Below are 19,780 nucleotides of genomic sequence, written 5' to 3'. Positions count from 1 at the left end.
ACTACACGTCGTAGAAATTCATGAGGGAAGTCGTGACACCAACCGTTCGCTCCACGAAGCGCCGAGTCCTGCTCAAGCTGGGCATGGCGCTGGCACTCAGCGTGCCGGTGTCCCTCGTGGTGACGTCCTGCGCCGCCGATGATCCCCTGGCCCAGCAGGCCGACGCCGGCGACGGCAAGAACTACATTGCCGGTGATGGCTCCGTCACCGAATACACGGCAACGGATCGCGGCGAACCCGTCGAGCTGACCGGAGCCCTGTTCGACGGCACGTCGGTGTCCAGCTCGGAGTGGATCGGACAGGTCACCGTGCTCAACTTCTGGTACGCCTCGTGCGCGCCATGCAGGGAGGAGGCGCCGGACCTGGTCGCGCTCCACGACGAGTACGTACCGCAGGGTGCCGCGTTCTACGGCGTGAACATCCGTGACGAGCAGGCTACCGCGGAGGCCTTCGAGCGGAGCTTCGGCATCCCTTACGAGAGTTTCGACGACAAGGACGGCGATGTCCTGCTCGACATGACGCAGTACGTCCCGCCGCAGGCCGTTCCCACCACCATCGTGCTCGACAAGGAGGGCCGGGTGTCCGCCCGAATCCTCGGCCTCGCTGATCGCAGCACGCTGAAGGCCCTGATCTCCGATGCCCTTGCCGAGTAGCGCTCGGCGCGCATCCTGCCGATGACCCTGCCGATGATGGGTCTATCGGCCGCCTCCGTTCCCTCCGTCGCGGGGAACGCCTTTGCCGACGCCGTGCTCAACGGGTCCATGCTCCTCGCCCTGCCCGTCGCGCTGCTGGCGGGCCTCGTCTCGTTCGCCTCACCCTGCGTCCTGCCGCTGGTCCCCGGTTACCTCGGGTACGTCACGGGGCTGACAGGCGTGGACCTCGAAAAACAGAGGAAGGGCCGGATGGTCGCCGGGATCGGGCTGTTCGTGCTCGGTTTCTCGGTGGTGTTCATGGCGTACGGCACGCTCTTCGGCCAGCTCGGGGCCTTCCTCCGTGTCTCGCAGGGATGGCTGATCCAGGTATTCGGCGTCGTCGTGATCCTCCTGGGCATTGTCTTCATGGGCGGATTCTCCTGGTTCCAGCGCGAGAGCCGTCTCCATACGAAGGTGCCCGCCGGGCTGTTGGGAGCTCCGCTGCTCGGACTCACCTTCGGACTCGGCTGGGCGCCGTGCATCGGCCCGACCCTCGGTGCCGTCCAGCTCCTGGCCATCTCCGGAAATGACGCGACCGCGCTGAAGGGGGCCCTACTGACCTTCGTCTACTGCCTGGGGCTCGGCCTCCCGTTCCTGCTGATCGCGCTCGGCGTCCGGCGGGGGATGGGAGCTCTCGCATTCTTCCGGAAACACCGGCTCCTGCTGCAGCGGGCCGGGGGAGGCATGCTGGTCCTCGTCGGCGTGCTCATGGTGACGGGTCTCTGGAACTTCTGGATCACGCAGCTGCAGGATGTTCTGATCGGCAACGTGGTGTTGCCGATCTGAGGGGCATGACCGGTTCACGCAGGACTTCACGCAGGACTTCACGCATGAGTTCACGCACGAGGAAACGACAGCTGATGGAAAGGGAACAGTGAAGCAGGACGTCTCGCAGGATACGAAGGGCAGGGCCGGCGCCGGCAGCAGCGGTACCGACGTCGTCCTGCCCTCACTCGGGTTCCTCGGAACCCTGCGGTGGGCCTGGACGCAGCTGACGAGCATGCGCTCCGCGCTGTTCCTGCTCCTCCTGCTCGCCGTCGCGGCGGTCCCCGGATCGTTGTTCCCCCAGCGGCCCGCGAACCCCGCCATCGTCACGCAGTACATCCAGAACAATCCGGACACCGGTCCCGTGCTCGACTGGTTCCAGCTCTTCGACGTGTACTCGTCGGTCTGGTTCTCCTCGATCTACCTCCTGCTCTTCATATCGCTCATCGGCTGCGTGGTGCCCCGTGCCCTCGCCCACTTCAGGGCCGTCCGGTCGACACCGCCCCGCACGCCCAGGCGGCTCTCGCGCCTTCCCGTCTACGGCACGCTCGAGGTGCCCGCACACCAGGCGCGCGCTGCCGGCCTGACGCCGTCGGCCGCGGCAGACCAGGTTGCCGCCCTCCTTAAGAAACGCGGTTACCGCGTGGATGTCCGCGATGCCGGAACGGACCGTCCCTCCGTTGGAGCAGAGAGGGGCCTCGCGAAGGAACTCGGCAACCTCATCTTCCACACCTCGCTCATCGGCGTGCTCGTCTCGGTCGCCGTCGGCGGGCTCTTCGGCTACAACGGCCAGAAGGTCATCGTCGAGGGGGACAGCTTCGTCAATACCCTGATCGGCTACGACAGCTTCAATCCGGGCTCCAACTTCTCCGATGACCAGCTCCAGCCCTACTCGATCCGGCTCGACGCGTTCGATGTCCGCTTCGATCGTGAGCAGACGAGCCACTACGGACAGCCGCTGGACTTCACGGCCAACGTGACCACGCAGGACGGCCCGGGTGAGGGAGAGGAGTCGCAGGTCCTCAAGGTCAACGCGCCTCTGACGATCGGCGGAACCAACGTCTACCTCGTCGGCAACGGCTATGCGCCCGTCGTCACGGTGCGCGACGGCGAGGGCAACATCGCGTCGCAGGGGCCGGTCGTGTCGGTTCCATCGGACGGCCTGTACACCTCGCTGATCGTGATCAAGGCTCCCGACGCGAAGCCGGACCAGCTCGGCTTCGTGGGCTTCTTCCTCCCGACCGCCTTCGTCGACGAGAAGGGTGTCTCCTTCTCGCGGGACCCCGACCCCTTCAATCCCCAGCTGAACCTGAACTCCTACTACGGCGACCTCGGCCTCGACGACGGGACGCCTGAGAACGTCTACGTGCTCGACACCGAGAACCTGACCGAGCTCAACAGCCGGAACAACGAGGACGGCGGGATCGTGCTCGGCGTCGGCCAGACCTACGACCTGCCGGAGGGCAAGGGCTCGGTCACCTTCGATGGCCTCAAGCGATACGCAGCCCTCGACATCCACCACGATCCGGGCGAGGTCGGGGCGTTGGTGTTCTCGACGCTGGCCCTTCTCGGGCTCACCGCCTCACTGTTCATCGGCAGGCGCAGGCTCTGGGTCAGGACCGGGGAACACCCGGACGGCCGGATCATGGTGGAGTACGGCTTGCTAGCCCGCGGCGAGGACCATCGCCTCCCCGCGGAGGGCAAGGCCGTCGAGAAACTACTGGCGGACAGCTGGTTGGTGCCGGACGGCGCCGAGCAGGAAAATAGGGTGCAGGGTGCCGTCCCATCGGCAGCAGGCACAGGGCAGTCGCACCACAACCCAAAGGACAACTGATGCCACAACCAGTCAACGCCGGCCTCGGGGAGATCAGCGAGCTCTTCATGCTGCTGGCCTCCATCGCGTACGTGGTGGCCCTCATCTTCTTCGTGCTGGACCTCGTGAAATCGAGTTCGACCATCACCGCCCTCGAGTCCCGACTCGCCGGCGAGAACGCCGCTCCCGAACGCGCCCTTGCGGGTATCGGGGCACGGGCGGCGGGTTCGACGACGTCGGGCGCTACGTCGTCGCCCGCCACGGCCGACGATTCGATGGACTACGGCTCCGGTCCGCGACGCGGGACCGCCCGCGTCGCCGTGTCCCTGACGATCCTCGCGGCCGTCATCCACGGCGCCGCCGTCGTCACCCGCGGCGTCGCTGCCCACCGTGTGCCCTGGGGCAACATGTACGAGTTCTGCACCACGGGAGCGTTCCTCGTGGCTGCCATCTTCCTCATCACGCTCACCCGCAAGGACCTGCGCTTCGTCGGTTCGTTCGTGGTGGGTCTCGTCGTCATCATGCTCTGCGCAGCCACCGTGGGCTTCCCCACGCCCGTCGCCCGGCTGATTCCGGCCCTGCAGAGCTACTGGCTGATCGTGCACGTGTCGATCGCCGTCGCCTCCTCGGCGCTGTTCACCATCACGTTCGCCATGTCGGTGCTCCAGCTGCTCCAGACCTCCCGCGAGGCGAAACTGCTCGCGGGCAAGACCGACACGGCGAAGTTCCTGCGCCTCGTGCCGTCCGCCCTGAGCCTCGAGAACCTCTCCTACCGCCTGAACGCCATCGCCTTCGTGGGATGGACCTTCACCCTGATGGCCGGTGCCATCTGGGCCGAGCAGGCGTGGGGCCGCTACTGGGGCTGGGATACCAAGGAGGTCTGGACCTTCGTGATCTGGACCGTCTACGCCGGCTACCTGCACGCTCGTGCGACGCGCGGCTGGACAGGTACGCGCGCCGCGTGGCTCTCGATCGTCGGGTACCTCTGCATCGTCTTCAACTTCACGATCGTCAACATCTACTTCTCGGGCCTGCACAGCTACTCGGGAGTCTAGGGGCAGCACCGGCAGCCCTGACAGTCGCCCTCGACGTCGGAAGCCCCGCGGCACACAGCCGCGGGGCTTCTTCGTGCGCTGCGTGCCTTCCGGGGTGCCGGGTGCTCCCGGGTGCAGCAGTCCTGCCGCTCCTCGGTCGGACCCCTGCGTCATCGGGCGGCTACGCTCCTCCCACCCTCCGGCAGCCGGAAGTGGGAATGTTCGAACATGCCCACTTCGGAGCGACGAACAGTGGGAGACCCCGACACGGAATCGCCAGGAAGGGTTGTCGGAACGGCTGCGTGCATGGACCCGAGGGCGTGCGTCCTACGGGTGGTGGGCCCCCGCCGGACCGGATCCGGCGTCGTCGTTACCTTCGCCGTCGCGCTTGTCGTCCTTCACGGGACGGTCCTTGCCTGCGTCGCGGGCCTTGGCGTCGAGATCCTTCTGCTCCCGCTCACGGCGGCGCCTTTCCTGCTCACGCGCCTGCTGCCTGCGCTGGGCCTCGAGGTTCTGGAGGAAGGCAGGGTCGTCGTCCGGAGCGGTCGGCTTGCGCGGGGCAGGACGGCGCGGCCCGGAGGGGCCTTCGTGCCGTGGGCGGCCGAGGAGGAACCACATACCAGCACCGATGAGCGGCAGAATCAGGATGGTGACGAACCAGGCAGTCTTCGAGATGCTCCGCACTTCGTGTTTTCGACTCATGACGCAATCGATCAGTGCATAGATGACGACGGCGACTCCGAGGATCGCGGCGAAGAGCAGGAGGCGGGGCATGCGCCAATTGTAGGCGAGTAAACTTGGAGTGTGGCCTTCCTCAAATTCAGCGCCCTGCGCCTCCTGCTGATCGTCGTCTTCTATGTGGCGTGCATGCTGCTGGGCCTTGGAATCTTTATGTCCGCCGCGGTGGCCGCGATCCTTGCCTGGTGCGTGACCTACCTCTTCGCACGTAATCTCCGGGATGCCGCCGCAGCAAACCTCCAGCGCCGCTTCACACCTGGAGCGCCGCCCGTCCGCACCGCCGTCGAACTCGACGACGCCGCCGCAGAGGACGCGCTGGACCCCAACACCCCGGTCAACTCGGACCGCAAACCGCGCTGACGGCGCCCTGCAGGGACGGTGCCCGGACGTCGTTGCGGGTCGTAGGACGGGCAGTGTCGTAGGACGGGCAGCGAGGCTGCAGGGAACAGCGGTCGAGCACCGCGTATGAGCTAGGCGAGCACCGTCGTGATCCCGATGCCCGCCGCGAACAGGACGCTGAACGCGAGGTTGATCAGCCCGGTCTGCTTGAGCACGGGGATCAGGCTCTTCCGCTTCTTCCCCTTCAGCATGAGCCAGCTCGGCATGAGGCAGGCCGGGATGAGCAGCAGGACCAGCAGGACCCACGGGTAGTCGTAGCTGAGGAACAACGGCAGCAGGATGGCTGCGGCGAGCATCATGACGTAGGTGATGCGCGCGGCCGTGTCCCCGAGCCGGACCGCGAGCGTCTTCTTGCCCACCACACTGTCCGTCGGGATGTCGCGGACGTTGTTGGCCATCAGGAGCGCCGTGGCGATCAGGCCGGTGCACACCGCACCGATCCACGCGGCGGCGCTGAGCTGGTTCGCCTGCGTGAAGGTGGTACCGAGGGTGGCGACGAGTCCGAAGAACACGAAGACGAAGACATCGCCCAGTCCCAGGTAGCCATAGGGATTCTTGCCGCCCGTGTAGCCCCAGGCTGCGGCGATGCAGCCGATGCCGACGAGCAGCAGGAACCAGGTCTGCGACAGGATGATCAGCGCCAGACCCGCGAGCATCGCGAGTCCGAGGGCAGCGAACGCCGCGGCCTTCACCTGATGTGGCTTTGCTGCGCCGGAGCCGGTGAGGCGCAGGGGGCCGACGCGCTCGTCGTCGGTCCCGCGGATTCCGTCGGAGTAGTCGTTCGCGTAGTTCACACCGACCTGCAGCAGCACCGAGACGATCGCGGCGAGGAGTGCGTTGAGGGGCTTGAACGAACCCAGTCCGAAGGCGGCCGCACTGCCGATGATCACCGGAGCGAACGCCATCGGGAGGGTGCGGGGGCGGGCTCCTTCAAGCCACTGAGCGGCAGTCGCCACGGATTGATCCTTCTGGTCGGTTCGAGCGTCGGGTGGTGCTGGACGTGCTAGGCGTGTTCGAGCAATGAGTGGATGGTGCGGCGGTCGGGTTTCCCGCCTGGAAGCAGCGGGAAGGCGTCGAGAGTGACGATCACCTTCGGGACCGCGTGTGCTCCCAGTTCGACATGGACGGCCTGCCGGATGACGTCGGCATCGACATCGCCCACGATGGCGGCGGCAACGGCGGTTCCCCATTCCTCGCTGCGGACACCGAGGACCATGGCTTGTCCGACGCCGGGAAGCGCCTCGATGACGTCGGCGACCCTCGTCGCGGACACCTTGAGGGCACCCGTGATGATGACGTCGTCGAGCCTTCCATGCACCGTGACCGAACCGTCGAGCGCCACGTCACCGGCGTCGTCGGTGACGAACCACCGCTGCCCCGAGTTGAAGGCGAACCGCTCCTCGGTCAGGGCAGGGGCTCCGAGGTACCCATCGGCGAGGACGGCTCCGCCGATGCGCAGGCGCCCGTCCACCGAGCGGAGCTCGACGCCGTCGAGCGGGGTGCCGTCGTAGACACACCCTCCGCAGGTCTCGCTCATGCCGTAGGTCTCGACGACCTTCAGGTCGTGGCTGCGTGCCAACGCACGCAGGGCGGCGCCGGCGGGTGCCCCGCCGAGGAGGATGCGGTCGAAGCGGCGCAGCAGCCGGAGCGTCTCGGGTGAGGGGTCTGCCAGCAGCCTGTGCAGCTGTGTGGGGACGAGCGAGGTAAACCGGACGCGGTCGGTCAGCTCCGCCGCGGCGTCGGTGAAGGCCTTCGTCGTGAAGCCGTCCGACCTGTCCATGACCCAGGGCTGCGTGCCGGCGAAAAGGGAGCGGACGAGTACCTGGAACCCGGCGACGTAGTGGACGGGAAGTGTGAGGAGCCATTGGCCCTCCGCCCTGAGGGCGAAGGCGGTGCCGCTGGCGGATGCGGCGAGGGCGTCGACGCTGAGCATCGTCTGCTTCGGGGTGCCTGTGGAGCCCGATGTGCTGATCACGGCGGCGATCTCGTCGTTCGGCAGCGTTCCCTCGAAGACCTGGTCCGGCAGGGCATGGGGTGCGACGGCGGGACCCTCGCCCGCGAGCGCGGCGGCGAGGGGTTTCAGCAGGTCGAGGGGATCGAAGCCCTCGGGCGTGTGGATGGGAAGAAGTTCCACGTTGCTCCTAGAAGTAGTAGGGGAACGAGGACCAGTCCGGAGCGCGTTTCTCCAGGAACGCCTCCTTGCCCTCCACCGCCTCGTCGGTCATGTAGGCGAGGCGCGTGGCCTCGCCCGCGAAGACCTGCTGGCCCGCGAGACCGTCGTCGGCGAGGTTGAAGGCGAACTTGAGCATGCGGATGGCCTGCGGGCTCTGCCGGGCGATGTCGGCGGCGTAGAGGAGCGCCACCGTCTCGAGCTCGTCGTGGTCGACCGCTTCGTTGACGGCACCCATGTCCACCATGTCCTGTGCGGAGTACTCCCGCGCGAGGAAGAAGATCTCCCGAGCCTTCTTCTGGCCGATCTGCCGCGCGAGGAGCGCAGATCCGTAGCCGGCGTCGAAGCTGCCCACGGTGGCGTCGGTCTGCTTGAACTTCCCGTGCTGGGCGGAGGCGATGGTGAGATCGGCGACGACGTGCAGGCTGTGGCCGCCGCCGGCCGCCCAACCGTTGACGACGGCGATGACCACCTTCGGCATCGTACGGATCAGTCTCTGCACCTCGAGGATGTGGAGGCGGCCTGCTCGGGCGGGGTCGATGGTCTCCCTCGTCTCGCCCTCTGCGTAGCGGTAGCCGTCGCGCCCGCGGATCCGCTGGTCGCCGCCCGAGCAGAACGAGTGGCCGCCGTCGCGCGGGCTGGGACCGTTGCCGGTCAGCAGGACGGTGGCGACGTCGGGCGTCATGCGGGCGTGATCGAGGGTCCGGTACAGCTCGTCGACGGTGCCGGGGCGGAAGGCGTTGCGCACCTCGGGGCGGTCGAAGGCGATGCGCACGGCCGGAAGGTCCCGCACGACGGCGCCGTCGTCGTCGCGCTCCACCTGGCGGTGGTATGTCATGTCCGTGAGGTCCTCGAAGCCCGTCACCACCCGCCAGCAGGTGGGGTCGAAGATGTCGGATACCTTGGCCGGGAGCTCTGAAGTCACCCGACGAGTCTAGCCGCGCGGCAGGAGGGCTTCCCTTGCACACCGGTCAGGAGATGCAGAACTCGTTGCCCTCGGGGTCGAGCATCACGTACCAGGAGTGCGGGCCCTGCGAGTGCTGTTCGATGTAGCGGGCACCGCGTGCCTCGAGCCGTGCCCGGTGCCCATCGCGATCCTCGCCGCCGAGGTTGACATCGAGGTGCACGCGGTTCTTCGTAGTCTTCGGCTCGGGTACGGGTTGGAAGAGAATGCGCTCGCGGCCCGAGCGGCCCACGTCGCCGGACCGACAGATGGCGGCCCCGTCTTTCCAGACGCGCTTCCCGTTGCGTTCGATCACGTCGGATTCGCGGGCATGGCCCTCGGCGATCATCCTGTCGAGGAACGCCCCGTCCGTGGGCTCGACGGCCCAGTCGAGGGTCGCGGCCCACCAATCGGCCTGGGCGTGCGGGTCCGTGCAGTCGATCGAGATCTGGATGGAGAAAGCCATGGCCACAGGGTAGGGCCAACGCCGGAGCTTTAGGAAGGGCGGGATGCGGGCGCGGTACGCCGTCGTCGCCGTCTTTCGACTCCGGCCCCACCATGCCGGGCCGTCCGGCAGGAGTGGCCGGGATCCACCGGTAGGAGTGGCCGGGCGTTGCCGGCGCAGGAGTGCTTGTTAGGCTTCGGGCATGGACGCCGGACCTGTGCCCACCCCGCGATCTACTGCCGCACCCGTGACCAGCAGCAGGCCGCCGCTCCGAGCCGAACTCGAGACCCCGCTCTGGGACGGAGCCGTCAATGCTCGGGACCTCGGCGGGACAGGAGGCCTGGTCCAGCCGGGACGGCTGTACCGGATGGGTCGCCACGAGTGGCTGACGGAGGCGGGCTGGGAGTCGGCCTGGGAGCACGGTGTTCGGACGGTCATCGACCTGCGGAATCCCTTCGAACGGGGACGCCGCCCCTCGGACCCAGACGTGGGACGTGAGGTTCTCGACCGGTTCACGCTGGTGAACCTGCCCACGGAGGACCAGTCGGATGCCGAGTTCATGGCTCTGGCGGGTCCCTACCTGAACACGCCGGAGCACTACCGCGACAATCTGGGGCGCTGGCCGGAGCGATTCGCTGCGATCGCCAGGGCCTTCATCGTCGCGCCCCGCGGGGGAGTGGTCATTCACTGCGCTGCGGGCAGGGACCGCACCGGCATGGTGACGGCGCTCCTGCTCGACGCCATAGGAATCACCCCCGAAGCTATCGCCGGAGACTACGCGACGGCCGTCACCGCCATCAACACCCGGTACCGCGGACAGGAGAAGCCGCACGAGGCGCCGCGCTCGGACGAGGAGCTCACGCTGTGGCTCGAGCACGCGCAGGGACACCTCGCAGGGCTGCTCTCTTCGCTCGACTCCGCGCAGTATCTCTTCGACGCCGGTCTCACTCGGGCCGAGCTCGATCACCTCAGGAGGAGGTTGACCGACCCCGGGTGGGATTGGCAGTCGTAGGTCGTGACGGCAGGGATCCAGCACTGCGGGAGGCCCAGTCCGACCGGCGACGGATAGGGTCCCGCAGGGAACTCACCGCTGCAGCTGGGCCAGAGTGACAGCGCTTCGGACTGCGGGTAAGTACGCGGACTTGTACCCCTTCGCCGTGGGGTGCAGATTGTCGACGGCGCCGTCCCGGAAGGTGATCCAAGGGGACGGGGAACCGAGGCCGCGACCCTCGAACCTCGGTACCACATCGACGAACGTGAAGCCGTGGGCCTCGGCCTGGCTCCTGATGAGCGCATTGAGCGCATCGGTACCCGCATTGAAGGCCGTCTGTGACTCGATCGGGATGACCGGGACGCCGAACTCGGGCGAGAACAGGTGCGGATAACCCGTCACAACCACTTCTGCATCGGGTGCAGCTGACTCGATCGATTCGTACAGGGCGTCGAGGGACTTGCCCAGGACGGGAAATGCCGTCGCGTTCTTGAACGCAATGAGATTGGCGCAGTCCGCGGGGGATCCGACTGCGCAGACTCCCGCCACCTCGCCGAAGCCGACGTCGTTCCCGCCGGCCGAGATCGTGACGAGGTCGGCGGTCTTCAACTCGGTACCGGCAGAGGCCACCTGGTCGAACAGATCGGCGTCGTCACCCTCTACGTCGACGACCTTCGCACCGGCGCAGGTCGCGTCGGCGACCAGGTCGAGCCGCTTCTTCTTGTCGAGCAAGGCGGGCAGCCCCAGTGGAGTCTGTCCACAGCCATTGACGTACGAACCAGCACCGAATCCCGACGCATAGGAGTCGCCGAGGGCCACGTAGGACAGCGGTGCTTTCGGCGCAGCAGCAGCAGGACCGGCCGGGCCGCCGATGAGCGCTGCGACCGCACCGGAAAGGGCGACGAGTGTGATGGTGCGAATCCGGGTGGCATGCGCCGTTGCAGTCATGCGCTAACGGTACTCCCGGGAATCCGCTCCTCCAGCAGCAGATTGGTGATGCGGAGCGTGCACAGGCGTTGGCCGGTCTCGTTGGTGATCAGCACCTCATGGGTCGTCAGGGTGCGGCCGAGGTGGATCGGAGTCGCCGTGACCGTGATGCTGCCCTCCCGCGCACCCTTGTGGTGGGTGGCTGAGACGTCCACGCCCACCGCCGTCTTACCGAGCGTCGAGGCGTGGATGACCGCGGCCCACGAGCCGACCGCCTCCCCGACCGCGAGGGACGCTCCGCCGTGCAGGAGGCCGAAGGACTGGCGGTTGCCTTCGACGGGCATGGTCGCCACGACCCGCTCGACAGACTGCTCCAGGATCACCACGCCCATCTTCAGGTCGAGCTCACCCAACTCGATCTTCCATGGGACAACAGGCTCCGGCGTCATCGGGTACAGCTCCTGGTTCGGTGATCGGCTAAATCGCCACTCTAACGTCGCGTTGCCAGGCAGCGTGACGAGCCGGTGCGTAACGATCGGGTCACAGGGTTGTGGCTGGGCGCCTCCTGACCTGCGGTGATACCTGTCCCGACTGCATCCCGAGGTCCTATGGAAGCGCTCCCACTTGACAGTGGTGTGCGTCACAGTCAGGATGAATGAACAGCGTGAGAGCGCTCCCACCGGAATTGATCCGCCAGTGGGCGGTTCCTCCCACTGCCACCGCTACCCGCACCGGCGGTGCTTCGCAGGTGCTCCCGCAACGCACCGCCGCTACCCCCGTCCTGGAACGAACCCGCACCAACCAGCGCTTTCCGCCGACGTACCGCCCGGACAGAGTGCCGCCAGGAAGTCCCACCCAGATCCCGCTGCAACCGGCAGCGGGATCGAGCTGACAAAGGAGTCAACCGTGCGCGTCAAAGCACGATTCACAGCACTATCCGCCGCCGCCGCCCTTCTGGCCCTGACCATGACGGCCTGCGGGTCGGGGTCCGGTACCGAGAATGCCGGCGTCGAAGGCGAAACCGGCACCGATGACGTCACCGTCTCCGTCGGAACCTTTAACGAGTTCGGCTACGAGGAGCTCTTCACGGAGTACGAGGAGCTCAACCCGAACGTCACCATCGAGCACAAGAAGGCCGCTACCTCCAACGAGGCCCGCGACAACCTCACGACCCGCCTCGCAGCCGGATCCGGTCTGTCCGATATCGAGGCCATCGAGGTCGACTGGCTCCCGGAACTGCTGGAATTCCCCGACCAGTTCGCTGACCTGAGCGACCCCGCCGTCGAGGGCCGGTGGCTGGACTGGAAGACCGCCGCCGCCACGACCGAGGACGGCCAACTCATCGGCTACGGCACCGACGCCGGACCCCAGGGCGTCTGCTACCGCGCCGACCTCTTCGAGAAGGCCGGACTGCCCAGCGACCGCGAGTCCGTCGCCGCGATGCTCGACGGGTCCTGGCAGGACTACTTCGACGCAGGCAAGGAGTTCGTCGCGGCGAGCGACGGCGTCGCCTGGTTCGACTCCGCCGGAGCTACCTACCAGGGCATGATCAACCAGGTCCAGAATGCCTACGAGGACAATGACGGCAACGTCATCGCCACCGAGAATGCCGACGTCAAGGACATCTACGAGCAGATCCTGCAGGCATCCGTGACCGACGGTCTTTCCGCGCACCTCACGCAGTGGGAAGACGATTGGGTGGCAAGCTTCCAGTCGGACGCCTTCGCCACCAAGCTGTGCCCGGGCTGGATGCTCGGTGTCATCGAGGGCAACGCCGAAGGCGTCGAGGGTTGGGACATCGCTGATGTCTTCCCCGGCGGCGGCGGTAACTGGGGCGGGTCCTACCTGACCGTTCCTACCCAGGGTGCGAACCAGGCCGAGGCCAAGAAGCTTGCAGAGTGGCTGACCGCCCCTGAGCAGCAGATCAAGGCCTTCGAGTCCAAGGGGACCTTCCCGAGCCAGGTCGAAGCGCTCGAGAGCGAAGAGCTCACAAGCCAGACCAACGCCTTCTTCAACGATGCACCGACCGGCGAGATCCTCGCCAACCGTGCTACCGCCGTCGAGGTCACGCCGTTCAAGGGCCCCAAGTACTTTGCCATCAACGATGCGATGCAGCAGGCACTGACCCGTGTCGATGTCGACAAGACCGATGACCCCGCTTCCTCCTGGGAGAAGTTCGTCACCGCTGTAGGCGCTCTGTAGCCGATGGCCGTCACGGACCGGGTCCAACCCCCACCACCCACCACGAAGCAGCAGACTTCGCGCGACAAGAGCGTGAAGCGGCTGGCCTTCTCCCACAAGGTACCGAAGTGGGACGTCAAGCTGTCCCCGTATCTCTACATCTCGCCGTTCTTCCTCCTCTTCGCCGTCACGGGGCTGTTTCCCCTGGCCTACACGGCGTGGGTCTCGTTGCACTCCTGGAACCTCATCGGAGGCAAGGGAGCATTCACGGGGCTGGAGAACTACGAGTTCGTGCTCGCACAGCCGTTCTTCTGGAACGCCGTAGGCAATACGTTCAGCATCTTCCTCCTCTCGTCCGTCCCGCAGGTCGTCCTTGCCATCGCGATAGCGGCGGTACTCGATGCCAACCTCCGGGCCAGGACGTTCTGGCGGATGGGCGTCCTCGTTCCCTTCGTGGTGGCCCCCGTGGCCGTTGGGCTGATCTTCAACAATCTCTTCGCTGACCAGGCAGGCCTGTTCAACGAGATGTTGACGGGGATAGGGCTGGACCCGGTCCGCTGGCACTCGGACTCGCTCGCGAGTCACGCGGCCATCGCAACAATGGTCAACTTCCGCTGGACCGGCTACAACGCGCTGATCTTCCTTGCCGCGATGCAGGCGATCCCGAGGGACGTCTACGAGGCCGCGACGATCGACGGCGCAGGACGCCTCCGGCAGTTCTTCTCGGTCACCGTGCCGATGCTGCGCCCCACCATCATCTTCGTGGTCATCACCGCCACCATCGGCGGCCTGCAGATCTTCGACGAGGCCCGGGTGTTCGACCAGGCCGGCCTCGGCGGTGCGGACCGGCAATGGCAGACCCTCACGATGTACATCTGGGAACTCGGCTGGGGCCAGCGCAACTTCGGCAGGGCCTCGGCGGTAGCTTGGCTCCTGTTCCTGATCATCGTGCTCATCGCGATGGCAAACTTCCTCATTACCCGCCGCATCGCAACGCAGGGAGGCCGACGATGAGCTCCATCCCCATGATCGAGCAGACCGCCGGCAAGGGCGCTGCCCGTGCAGCCCAACGGGGTCTCGGCACCAGGCGCCGTGGCGCCCCCGGCGGCACCCAGCGTCGGCCAGGCTTCCTGACCTACGGATTCCTCGGAGCGGTTCTCCTCGGCTCGGTGTTCCCGCTCTGGTGGTCCTTCCTGGTCGGCAGCCACGACAGTTCGGTCATCAGCAAGGGTGTCCCGCTGATCCCGGGCGGCAACTTCCTCGCCAACGCGTCCACCGTGCTGGACAGCATCCCGTTCTGGAAAGCCCTCGGTAACAGCATCATCGTCTCCACCGTCACGGCGGCGTCCGTGGTGCTCTTCTCGACCCTCGCCGGATTCGCCTTCGCCAAGCTCCGCTTCCGCGGCAGCAAGGGCCTGCTCGTCTTCGTGATTGCAACGATGGCGGTTCCCACCCAACTGGGAGTGGTGCCCCTCTTCATCGTCATGGCGAAGCTCGGCTGGACCGGTTCGCTCTGGGCGGTCATCATCCCGGGCGTGGTCACCGCCTTCGGGGTGTTCTGGATGACGCAGTATCTGCGGGACGCCCTGCCGGACGAGCTCATCGAGGCGGTCCGCATCGACGGCGCCTCGATGATCCAGGCCTTCTGGTACGTAGGCCTGCCGGCTGCCCGACCGGCCGCGGCTATGCTCGCTCTGTTCACTTTCGTGGCAACATGGACCAACTTCTTCTGGCCGTTCATCGTGCTGGATCCCTCGAACCCAACCCTCCCGGTGGCGCTTCAGCTCCTTCAGGCGGCGCACTTCGTCGACTACTCGATCGTGCTCGCCGGAGCCGTGCTGTCCACCATCCCGCTGCTGATCCTCTTCGCAGTCGCGGGACGCCAACTCGTATCAGGAATCATGCAAGGAGCAGTCAAAGGATGAGCAGCACCGACATCACCTTCCCCGAGGGCTTCCTCTGGGGTGCGGCGACAGCCGCCTACCAGATCGAGGGAGCCGCCCAGGAGGGCGGCAGGGGACCATCGATCTGGGATACGTTCTCGCGGATTTCGGGAGCGGTGGCCGACGGACACAACGGCGACGTGGCGTGCGACCATTACCACCGGTCCGGCGAGGACGTGGCGATGATGAAGAGCCTCAACCTGCAGGCGTACCGCTTCTCGACCTCGTGGTCCCGCTGCATGCCCGACGGCGTGACGCCGAACATCGAGGGCATCCGCTTCTACTCGACCCTCGTGGACCAGCTCCTCGAGGCCGGCATCAAGCCCTGGCTGACCCTGTACCACTGGGACCTTCCGCAGGCCCTCGAGGACGAGGGTGGCTGGACCAACCGCGACACCGCCTACCGCTTCGCCGAGTACGCCGCGGTGATGCACGAGGCCCTCGGTGACCGGGTCCGCATCTGGACCACGCTCAACGAGCCTTGGTGCGCCGCGTTCCTCGGCTACGCCGCTGGAGTGCATGCGCCGGGGCGGCAGGAGCCGACGGCGGCGCTCGCTGCCGCGCACCACCTCCTCCTCGGGCACGGTCTCGCAACGCAGGAGCTGCGCCGCCGCGACGCGGAGGCCACGCTCGGCATCACCCTCAACCTCACGGTGCCCGATCCGCTGGACCCGGACAGCGAGGCCGACAGGGACGCCGCTCGTCGGATCGACGGACAGTTCAACCGCATCTTCCTCGATCCCGTCCTCCGCGGCGCCTACCCGGAGGATGTCCTCCGGGACGTCGAGCACCTGGGGATGAGGGACCATATCCGTGAGGGTGACCTCGACATCATCGGCGCGCCGATCGACGTGCTGGGCGTCAACTACTACCACGGTGAAGCAGTGACCAGGACGCCGTCGGACGAGGCCGCACCGCAGGAAGGCCACGCCCCGCTCGAGCGGCCGGTCTCCTCGCCCTACGTCGCCGCGCACGGTGTCCGCTCGGTTCCCCGAGGCCTGCCTGTCACGGCGATGGACTGGGAGGTGCAGCCCGAGGGACTCCGCCGTCTGCTCAACCGACTCCAGAACGAGTACACCGGGCCCGCCGGGATTCCCCTCTACGTCACGGAGAACGGTGCCGCCTACAACGACTCAGCGGACGAGTCCGGTTTCGTGGACGATCAGGACCGGCTCGGCTTCTTCGACGTCCACGTCCGCGCGATGAAGGATGCGATCGACGACGGCGTGGACCTGCGTGGGTACCTCGCGTGGTCCCTGATGGACAACTTCGAATGGGCGTGGGGCTACCACCAGCGCTTCGGCCTGGTGCGCGTCGACTACGAGACGCAGGAGCGCGTGCCGAAGGCAAGTGCCCTCTGGTATTCGCGCCTGGCGGCCACGAACACCGTGACGGCCGGCGTCCCGTCGCAGGACGCCGGTAAGGCGGGTGTCGTATTGTCGAGGTGATGAACACGTCCCCGCCCCGGTCGCTGCGCCATGCGGCAGGTCGCCCGAGCCCTACGCTCGAGGATCTGGCCCTTGCGGCCGGGGTGTCGCGTTCCACCGCTTCGCGCGCCATCAACGGAGGGGACCGTGTCAGTCCCGCGGCCCAGGCTGCGGTGGACCGGGCGGTCGTCGCGCTCGGGTACATCCCGAACAGGGCGGCCCGCAGCCTGGTGACGCGCCGGACGTCCTCGATCGCCCTCGTCATTCCCGAGCCTGACGTCCGTGTCATGATGGATCCCTTCTTCGCCGTCGTCATCACCGGCATCACGGAGGCTCTCCGGGAGACCGACGTGCAGTTGGTGCTGCTGATGTCGAGGACCGACGACGATTCGGCCCGCACCCTGCGCTACCTCCGCGGCGGGCACGTGGACGGGGCGATCGTGGTCTCGCACCACGAGGCCGATTCCTGGGCGAGGTCCCTCGCCGAGACCGGTCTCCCGACCATCTTCATCGGGCGCCCCTGGGACATGACCTTCGACGTGACCTATGTGGACACCGACAACGTGGGGGGCGGGAAACTTGCCGCGCAGCACCTCTCAGGCATCGGTCGGCGACGCCTCGCGACGGTCGCAGGGCCCGCGGACATGACTGCGGCCGTGGACCGCCTCCGTGGGTGGAAGGCCGGTCTCGCCGAGGCCGGCCTCCCCGAGGGTCCCGTGGTCCACGCCGACTTCACGACCGACGGCGCTGCTGCTGCGGCGCGTCTGCTGCTTGCCGAGCATCCCGACATCGACGGGATCTTCGCGGCCTCGGACCTCATGGCACTCGGCGTCATGGAGGCCATCCAGGCAGCGGGCAAGACAGTGCCCGGAGACATAGCGCTCATGGGCTATGACAATCACGCCGTCGCAGAGACAGCGTCCACCCCGCTCACCACCATCACGCAACCCATGGTCGAGATGGCGGTGAAGGCGGGCTCGATGCTCCTGGAGGAGATCGAGGCTCCGGGCTCGCACCCGGAGCCCGTCATCTACTCGACCAGGCTGGTGGAACGCGAGAGTACCTCGGTGGCGCCGACGGCATCAGCGGCGAACGCGTAGTCCCAGGCGACGTCGCGCCAACGCGAGTAGCGTCCGCTGGCCCCGCCGTGGCCGCCGTCCATCTCGGTCTTGAGCACGATCGGCTCCGACCCCGTGGTCGTCTCGCGTAGCTGCGCCACCCACTTGGCAGGCTCGACGTAGAGCACCCGGGTGTCGTTGAAGCTGGTGACGGCCGCGATGCGCGGGTAGGCCACAGGACGGACGTTCTCGTAGGGCGTGTACTCCTTCATGTACCGGTACACCTCCTGGTCCGTGATGGGGTTGCCCCACTCCTCCCACTCGAGCGCCGAGAGCGGCAGCTCCGGGTCCAGGATGGTCGTCAGCGCGTCGACGAACGGTACCTGCGCCACGATCGCCTGGTACTTCTCCGGCGCCAGGTTCGCGACGGCGCCCATGAGCAGCCCGCCCGCCGAGCCGCCGATCGCGGCGACCCGGTTCGGGTCTGCCCAGCCCGACGTGCTGAGGTGGGTCGTCGCGTCGACGAAGTCCGTGAAGGTGTTCTTCTTGGTGAGCTTCTTGCCCTGCTCGTACCAGCTGCGACCCATCTCACCACCGCCGCGGATATGGGCGGTGACGTAGATTATGCCGCGGTCCAGGAGGGAGAGCCGGGCGATGGAGAACGAGGGATCCATGCTGGTTTCGTAGCTGCCGTAGGCGTAGATGACGGCGGGGTTGGTCCCGTCCTGCGCGAGCTCGGCGCGGCGGACCACCGAGAGCGGGATCAGCGTCCCGTCGGCTGCGGGGGCCCACTGGCGCTCGGCGACGTACTGGGCGGGATCGTAGCCGCCACGCACCTCTGTCTCCTTGCGCAACTCCAGCGTCCCGTCCTCCAGCACGTAGTCGTACACGCGCGGGGGCGTGAGGTAGGAGGCGTAGACCAACCGGATGATCGGGGAGTCGAACTCGGCATTCGCGAGGTTGCTCGTGAAGAGTTCCTCGTCGAAGTCGGGCTCGGCCGGAAGGCCCTGCTCGGGCGTCCCGAGACCGGCCAGGGGCAGGACCTGTACGCGCTCGATCGTGTCCTTGCGCACCGAGAGCACCAGGTGCGTCTGCGTGACCGTGACGCCGTTCACGCGGACGGCGTCGTCGTGCGGGATGACCGTGGTCCAGTCCTGCTCGGCCAACGGCCTGGTGAACTGGTCCGCTGCCACGAGGCTGACCATGGAATTCTTCGCGTTCCGGTCATGGGTGAGCAGGTAGTACCGTGCGTCGTCGATGGTGACGGGTTCGGCGTCGTACAGGATGCGCTCGTCGCGGGAGATCAGCGTGGTGAGGCCGTCCGCCGGGCGCGCGAGGTCGAGGACGCGGTACTCGCTGTACTCGGAGCAGCCGATGCTGATGAGCAGCTGGGTGCGGTCCGCCGACACCTCGAAACCCGTCCACATGGCGACGTCGTCCTCCTGGTACACGACGACGTCGTCGGCGACGGGGGTGCCGAGCGTATGTGCGCGCACCTGGTAGGGACGCCACGAGTCGTCCACCACGGTGTAGTACACACGCGAGCCGTCGGGGGAGAAGGACAGGCCGTAGAAGATGTTGGGGACCTCGTCCGGCAGGAGCTCATCTGTCCGGAGGTCCTTGATGCGCAGTGTGAAGCGCTCGTCACCGGCGTTGTCCTCGCAGTACGCCAGCAGCGTTCCGTCCTCGGTGACGGACATGCCGCCCAGGGAGAAGAAGGGCTTGCCCTCGGCGAGGTCGTTGCCGTCGAGCAGAATCTGTTCGCCGGTGACGGGCTGCCCGGGAACGACGTCGGGCGGCGTCCAGTCACGGCCGAGGTCGCCCGTGTCATGTGCTGCCACACGGCATTGGATGCCGTATTGCTTTCCCTCTTCGGTGCGGGAGTAGTACCACCAGCCCCTCTTGCGGGCGGGCACGGACAGGTCGGTTTCCTGCGTGCGGTCCTTGATCTCCGTGAAGATCGCGTCGCGCAGCGGTTCCTGGTGCTGCGTGACGCTCTCCGTGTACGCGTTCTCGCGCTGGAGGTACTCGATCAGCTCGGGGCTCTCCTTGTCACGCATCCACTCGTAGTGGTCAACGAAGGTGTCGCCGTGGTGGGTGCGCTCGAAGGGCACCTTCCTGGCCGGGGGCGGAACGGGGGTAACGAGTGCGGGAGCGTCAACGGTCATGGCTTCCATCTTGCCACTGCGGGTCCGGGCCCGACCGACCGGCCCACCCCGACTGTGTCCTCGCGGCGGCCTCCGGTTGACCGTGC

The 19,780-nt window shown here is 67.0% G+C and carries 19 protein-coding genes; 11 read left to right on the top strand and 8 right to left on the bottom strand.

Annotated features, from left to right (window positions below):
• Nucleotides 1-20: 20 nt before the first annotated feature.
• The 4 genes from D6T63_RS01685 (at nt 21) to ccsB (ending at nt 4,325) form a co-directional block, all read left to right on the top strand.
• Nucleotides 21-653 (top strand): TlpA family protein disulfide reductase, encoded by a 633-nt coding sequence (locus D6T63_RS01685; RefSeq protein ID WP_120147280.1) that lies wholly within the window; start codon nt 21-23, stop codon nt 651-653.
• A gap of 21 nt (nt 654-674) precedes the next feature.
• Complete coding sequence (locus D6T63_RS01680) at nt 675-1,478, top strand: cytochrome c biogenesis CcdA family protein (RefSeq protein WP_235830483.1); 804 nt, start codon at nt 675-677, stop codon at nt 1,476-1,478.
• An 88-nt stretch (nt 1,479-1,566) separates the two neighbouring features.
• The gene (resB, locus tag D6T63_RS01675) at nt 1,567-3,291 is read left to right on the top strand and encodes a cytochrome c biogenesis protein ResB (RefSeq protein WP_407923688.1); all 1,725 of its coding nucleotides are present in this window, start codon (nt 1,567-1,569) and stop codon (nt 3,289-3,291) included.
• Nucleotides 3,291-4,325: a c-type cytochrome biogenesis protein CcsB gene (gene ccsB, locus D6T63_RS01670; RefSeq protein ID WP_120147279.1), complete on the top strand. Its 1,035-nt coding sequence runs from the start codon at nt 3,291-3,293 to the stop codon at nt 4,323-4,325. The genes resB and ccsB overlap by 1 nt, the downstream gene beginning before the upstream one ends.
• A gap of 306 nt (nt 4,326-4,631) precedes the next feature.
• On the opposite strand, the gene D6T63_RS01665 is transcribed toward ccsB, so the two are convergent.
• Nucleotides 4,632-5,078, bottom strand: coding sequence for a PLD nuclease N-terminal domain-containing protein (locus D6T63_RS01665; RefSeq protein WP_120147278.1), 447 nt, complete (start codon nt 5,076-5,078; stop codon nt 4,632-4,634).
• Between the two features lie 30 nt (nt 5,079-5,108).
• Here D6T63_RS01665 and D6T63_RS01660 point away from each other — a divergent pair, with 30 nt between their 5' ends.
• Nucleotides 5,109-5,402, top strand: a complete 294-nt coding sequence (locus D6T63_RS01660; protein WP_120147277.1) for a DUF4229 domain-containing protein — start codon at nt 5,109-5,111, stop codon at nt 5,400-5,402.
• Between the two features lie 110 nt (nt 5,403-5,512).
• On the opposite strand, the gene D6T63_RS01655 is transcribed toward D6T63_RS01660, so the two are convergent.
• The 4 genes from D6T63_RS01655 to D6T63_RS01640 are packed head-to-tail and all read right to left on the bottom strand — an operon-like array spanning nt 5,513 to nt 9,020.
• Nucleotides 5,513-6,397 carry a 1,4-dihydroxy-2-naphthoate polyprenyltransferase gene (locus D6T63_RS01655; protein ID WP_120147276.1) on the bottom strand — a complete coding sequence of 295 codons (885 nt, stop codon included), beginning with the start codon at nt 6,395-6,397 and terminating at the stop codon, nt 5,513-5,515.
• Between the two features lie 47 nt (nt 6,398-6,444).
• On the bottom strand, nt 6,445-7,575 hold the full coding sequence (locus D6T63_RS01650; protein WP_120147275.1) for an AMP-binding protein: 1,131 nt from the start codon (nt 7,573-7,575) through the stop codon (nt 6,445-6,447).
• 7 nt (nt 7,576-7,582) lie between these two features.
• Nucleotides 7,583-8,536: a 1,4-dihydroxy-2-naphthoyl-CoA synthase gene (locus D6T63_RS01645; protein WP_120147274.1), complete on the bottom strand. Its 954-nt coding sequence runs from the start codon at nt 8,534-8,536 to the stop codon at nt 7,583-7,585.
• 46 nt (nt 8,537-8,582) lie between these two features.
• Nucleotides 8,583-9,020: a VOC family protein gene (locus D6T63_RS01640; RefSeq protein WP_120147273.1), complete on the bottom strand. Its 438-nt coding sequence runs from the start codon at nt 9,018-9,020 to the stop codon at nt 8,583-8,585.
• A 181-nt stretch (nt 9,021-9,201) separates the two neighbouring features.
• On the opposite strand from D6T63_RS01640, the gene D6T63_RS01635 reads away from it, so the two are divergent.
• Nucleotides 9,202-10,011 carry a tyrosine-protein phosphatase gene (locus D6T63_RS01635; protein WP_120147272.1) on the top strand — a complete coding sequence of 270 codons (810 nt, stop codon included), beginning with the start codon at nt 9,202-9,204 and terminating at the stop codon, nt 10,009-10,011.
• A gap of 72 nt (nt 10,012-10,083) precedes the next feature.
• Here the strand turns inward: D6T63_RS01635 and D6T63_RS01630 are convergent, their stop codons facing one another.
• Nucleotides 10,084-10,938, bottom strand: coding sequence for an SGNH/GDSL hydrolase family protein (locus D6T63_RS01630; protein ID WP_120147271.1), 855 nt, complete (start codon nt 10,936-10,938; stop codon nt 10,084-10,086).
• Nucleotides 10,935-11,366 (bottom strand): PaaI family thioesterase, encoded by a 432-nt coding sequence (locus D6T63_RS01625; protein WP_120147270.1) that lies wholly within the window; start codon nt 11,364-11,366, stop codon nt 10,935-10,937. Before D6T63_RS01625 ends, D6T63_RS01630 begins: the two co-directional genes overlap by 4 nt.
• Nucleotides 11,367-11,883: 517 nt before the next feature.
• Here D6T63_RS01625 and D6T63_RS01620 point away from each other — a divergent pair.
• The 5 genes from D6T63_RS01620 to D6T63_RS01600 are packed head-to-tail and all read left to right on the top strand — an operon-like array spanning nt 11,884 to nt 17,568.
• Nucleotides 11,884-13,119, top strand: a complete 1,236-nt coding sequence (locus D6T63_RS01620; protein ID WP_407923694.1) for an ABC transporter substrate-binding protein — start codon at nt 11,884-11,886, stop codon at nt 13,117-13,119.
• Nucleotides 13,120-13,122: 3 nt separating this feature from the next.
• Entirely contained in the window at nt 13,123-14,112 is a 990-nt protein-coding gene (locus tag D6T63_RS01615; protein WP_120147268.1) for a carbohydrate ABC transporter permease, read from the top strand.
• Nucleotides 14,109-15,023 carry a carbohydrate ABC transporter permease gene (locus D6T63_RS01610; RefSeq protein ID WP_120147267.1) on the top strand — a complete coding sequence of 305 codons (915 nt, stop codon included), beginning with the start codon at nt 14,109-14,111 and terminating at the stop codon, nt 15,021-15,023. The genes D6T63_RS01615 and D6T63_RS01610 overlap by 4 nt, the downstream gene beginning before the upstream one ends.
• The gene (locus D6T63_RS01605; RefSeq protein WP_120147266.1) at nt 15,020-16,489 is read left to right on the top strand and encodes a GH1 family beta-glucosidase; all 1,470 of its coding nucleotides are present in this window, start codon (nt 15,020-15,022) and stop codon (nt 16,487-16,489) included. Before D6T63_RS01610 ends, D6T63_RS01605 begins: the two co-directional genes overlap by 4 nt.
• Nucleotides 16,489-17,568: a LacI family DNA-binding transcriptional regulator gene (locus D6T63_RS01600; RefSeq protein ID WP_120147265.1), complete on the top strand. Its 1,080-nt coding sequence runs from the start codon at nt 16,489-16,491 to the stop codon at nt 17,566-17,568. The genes D6T63_RS01605 and D6T63_RS01600 overlap by 1 nt, the downstream gene beginning before the upstream one ends.
• Here the strand turns inward: D6T63_RS01600 and D6T63_RS01595 are convergent.
• Complete coding sequence (locus D6T63_RS01595; protein WP_235830482.1) at nt 17,499-19,694, bottom strand: S9 family peptidase; 2,196 nt, start codon at nt 19,692-19,694, stop codon at nt 17,499-17,501. The two genes, D6T63_RS01600 and D6T63_RS01595, sit on opposite strands and share 70 nt — an antisense overlap.
• Nucleotides 19,695-19,780 lie beyond the last annotated feature (86 nt).

The sequence above is a fragment of the Arthrobacter cheniae genome (assembly GCF_003602275.1).
GTDB lineage: Bacteria > Actinomycetota > Actinomycetes > Actinomycetales > Micrococcaceae > Arthrobacter_D > Arthrobacter_D cheniae.
Note: the sequence above shows the minus strand (reverse complement) of the source record. Positions and strands in the feature narration are given on the sequence as shown.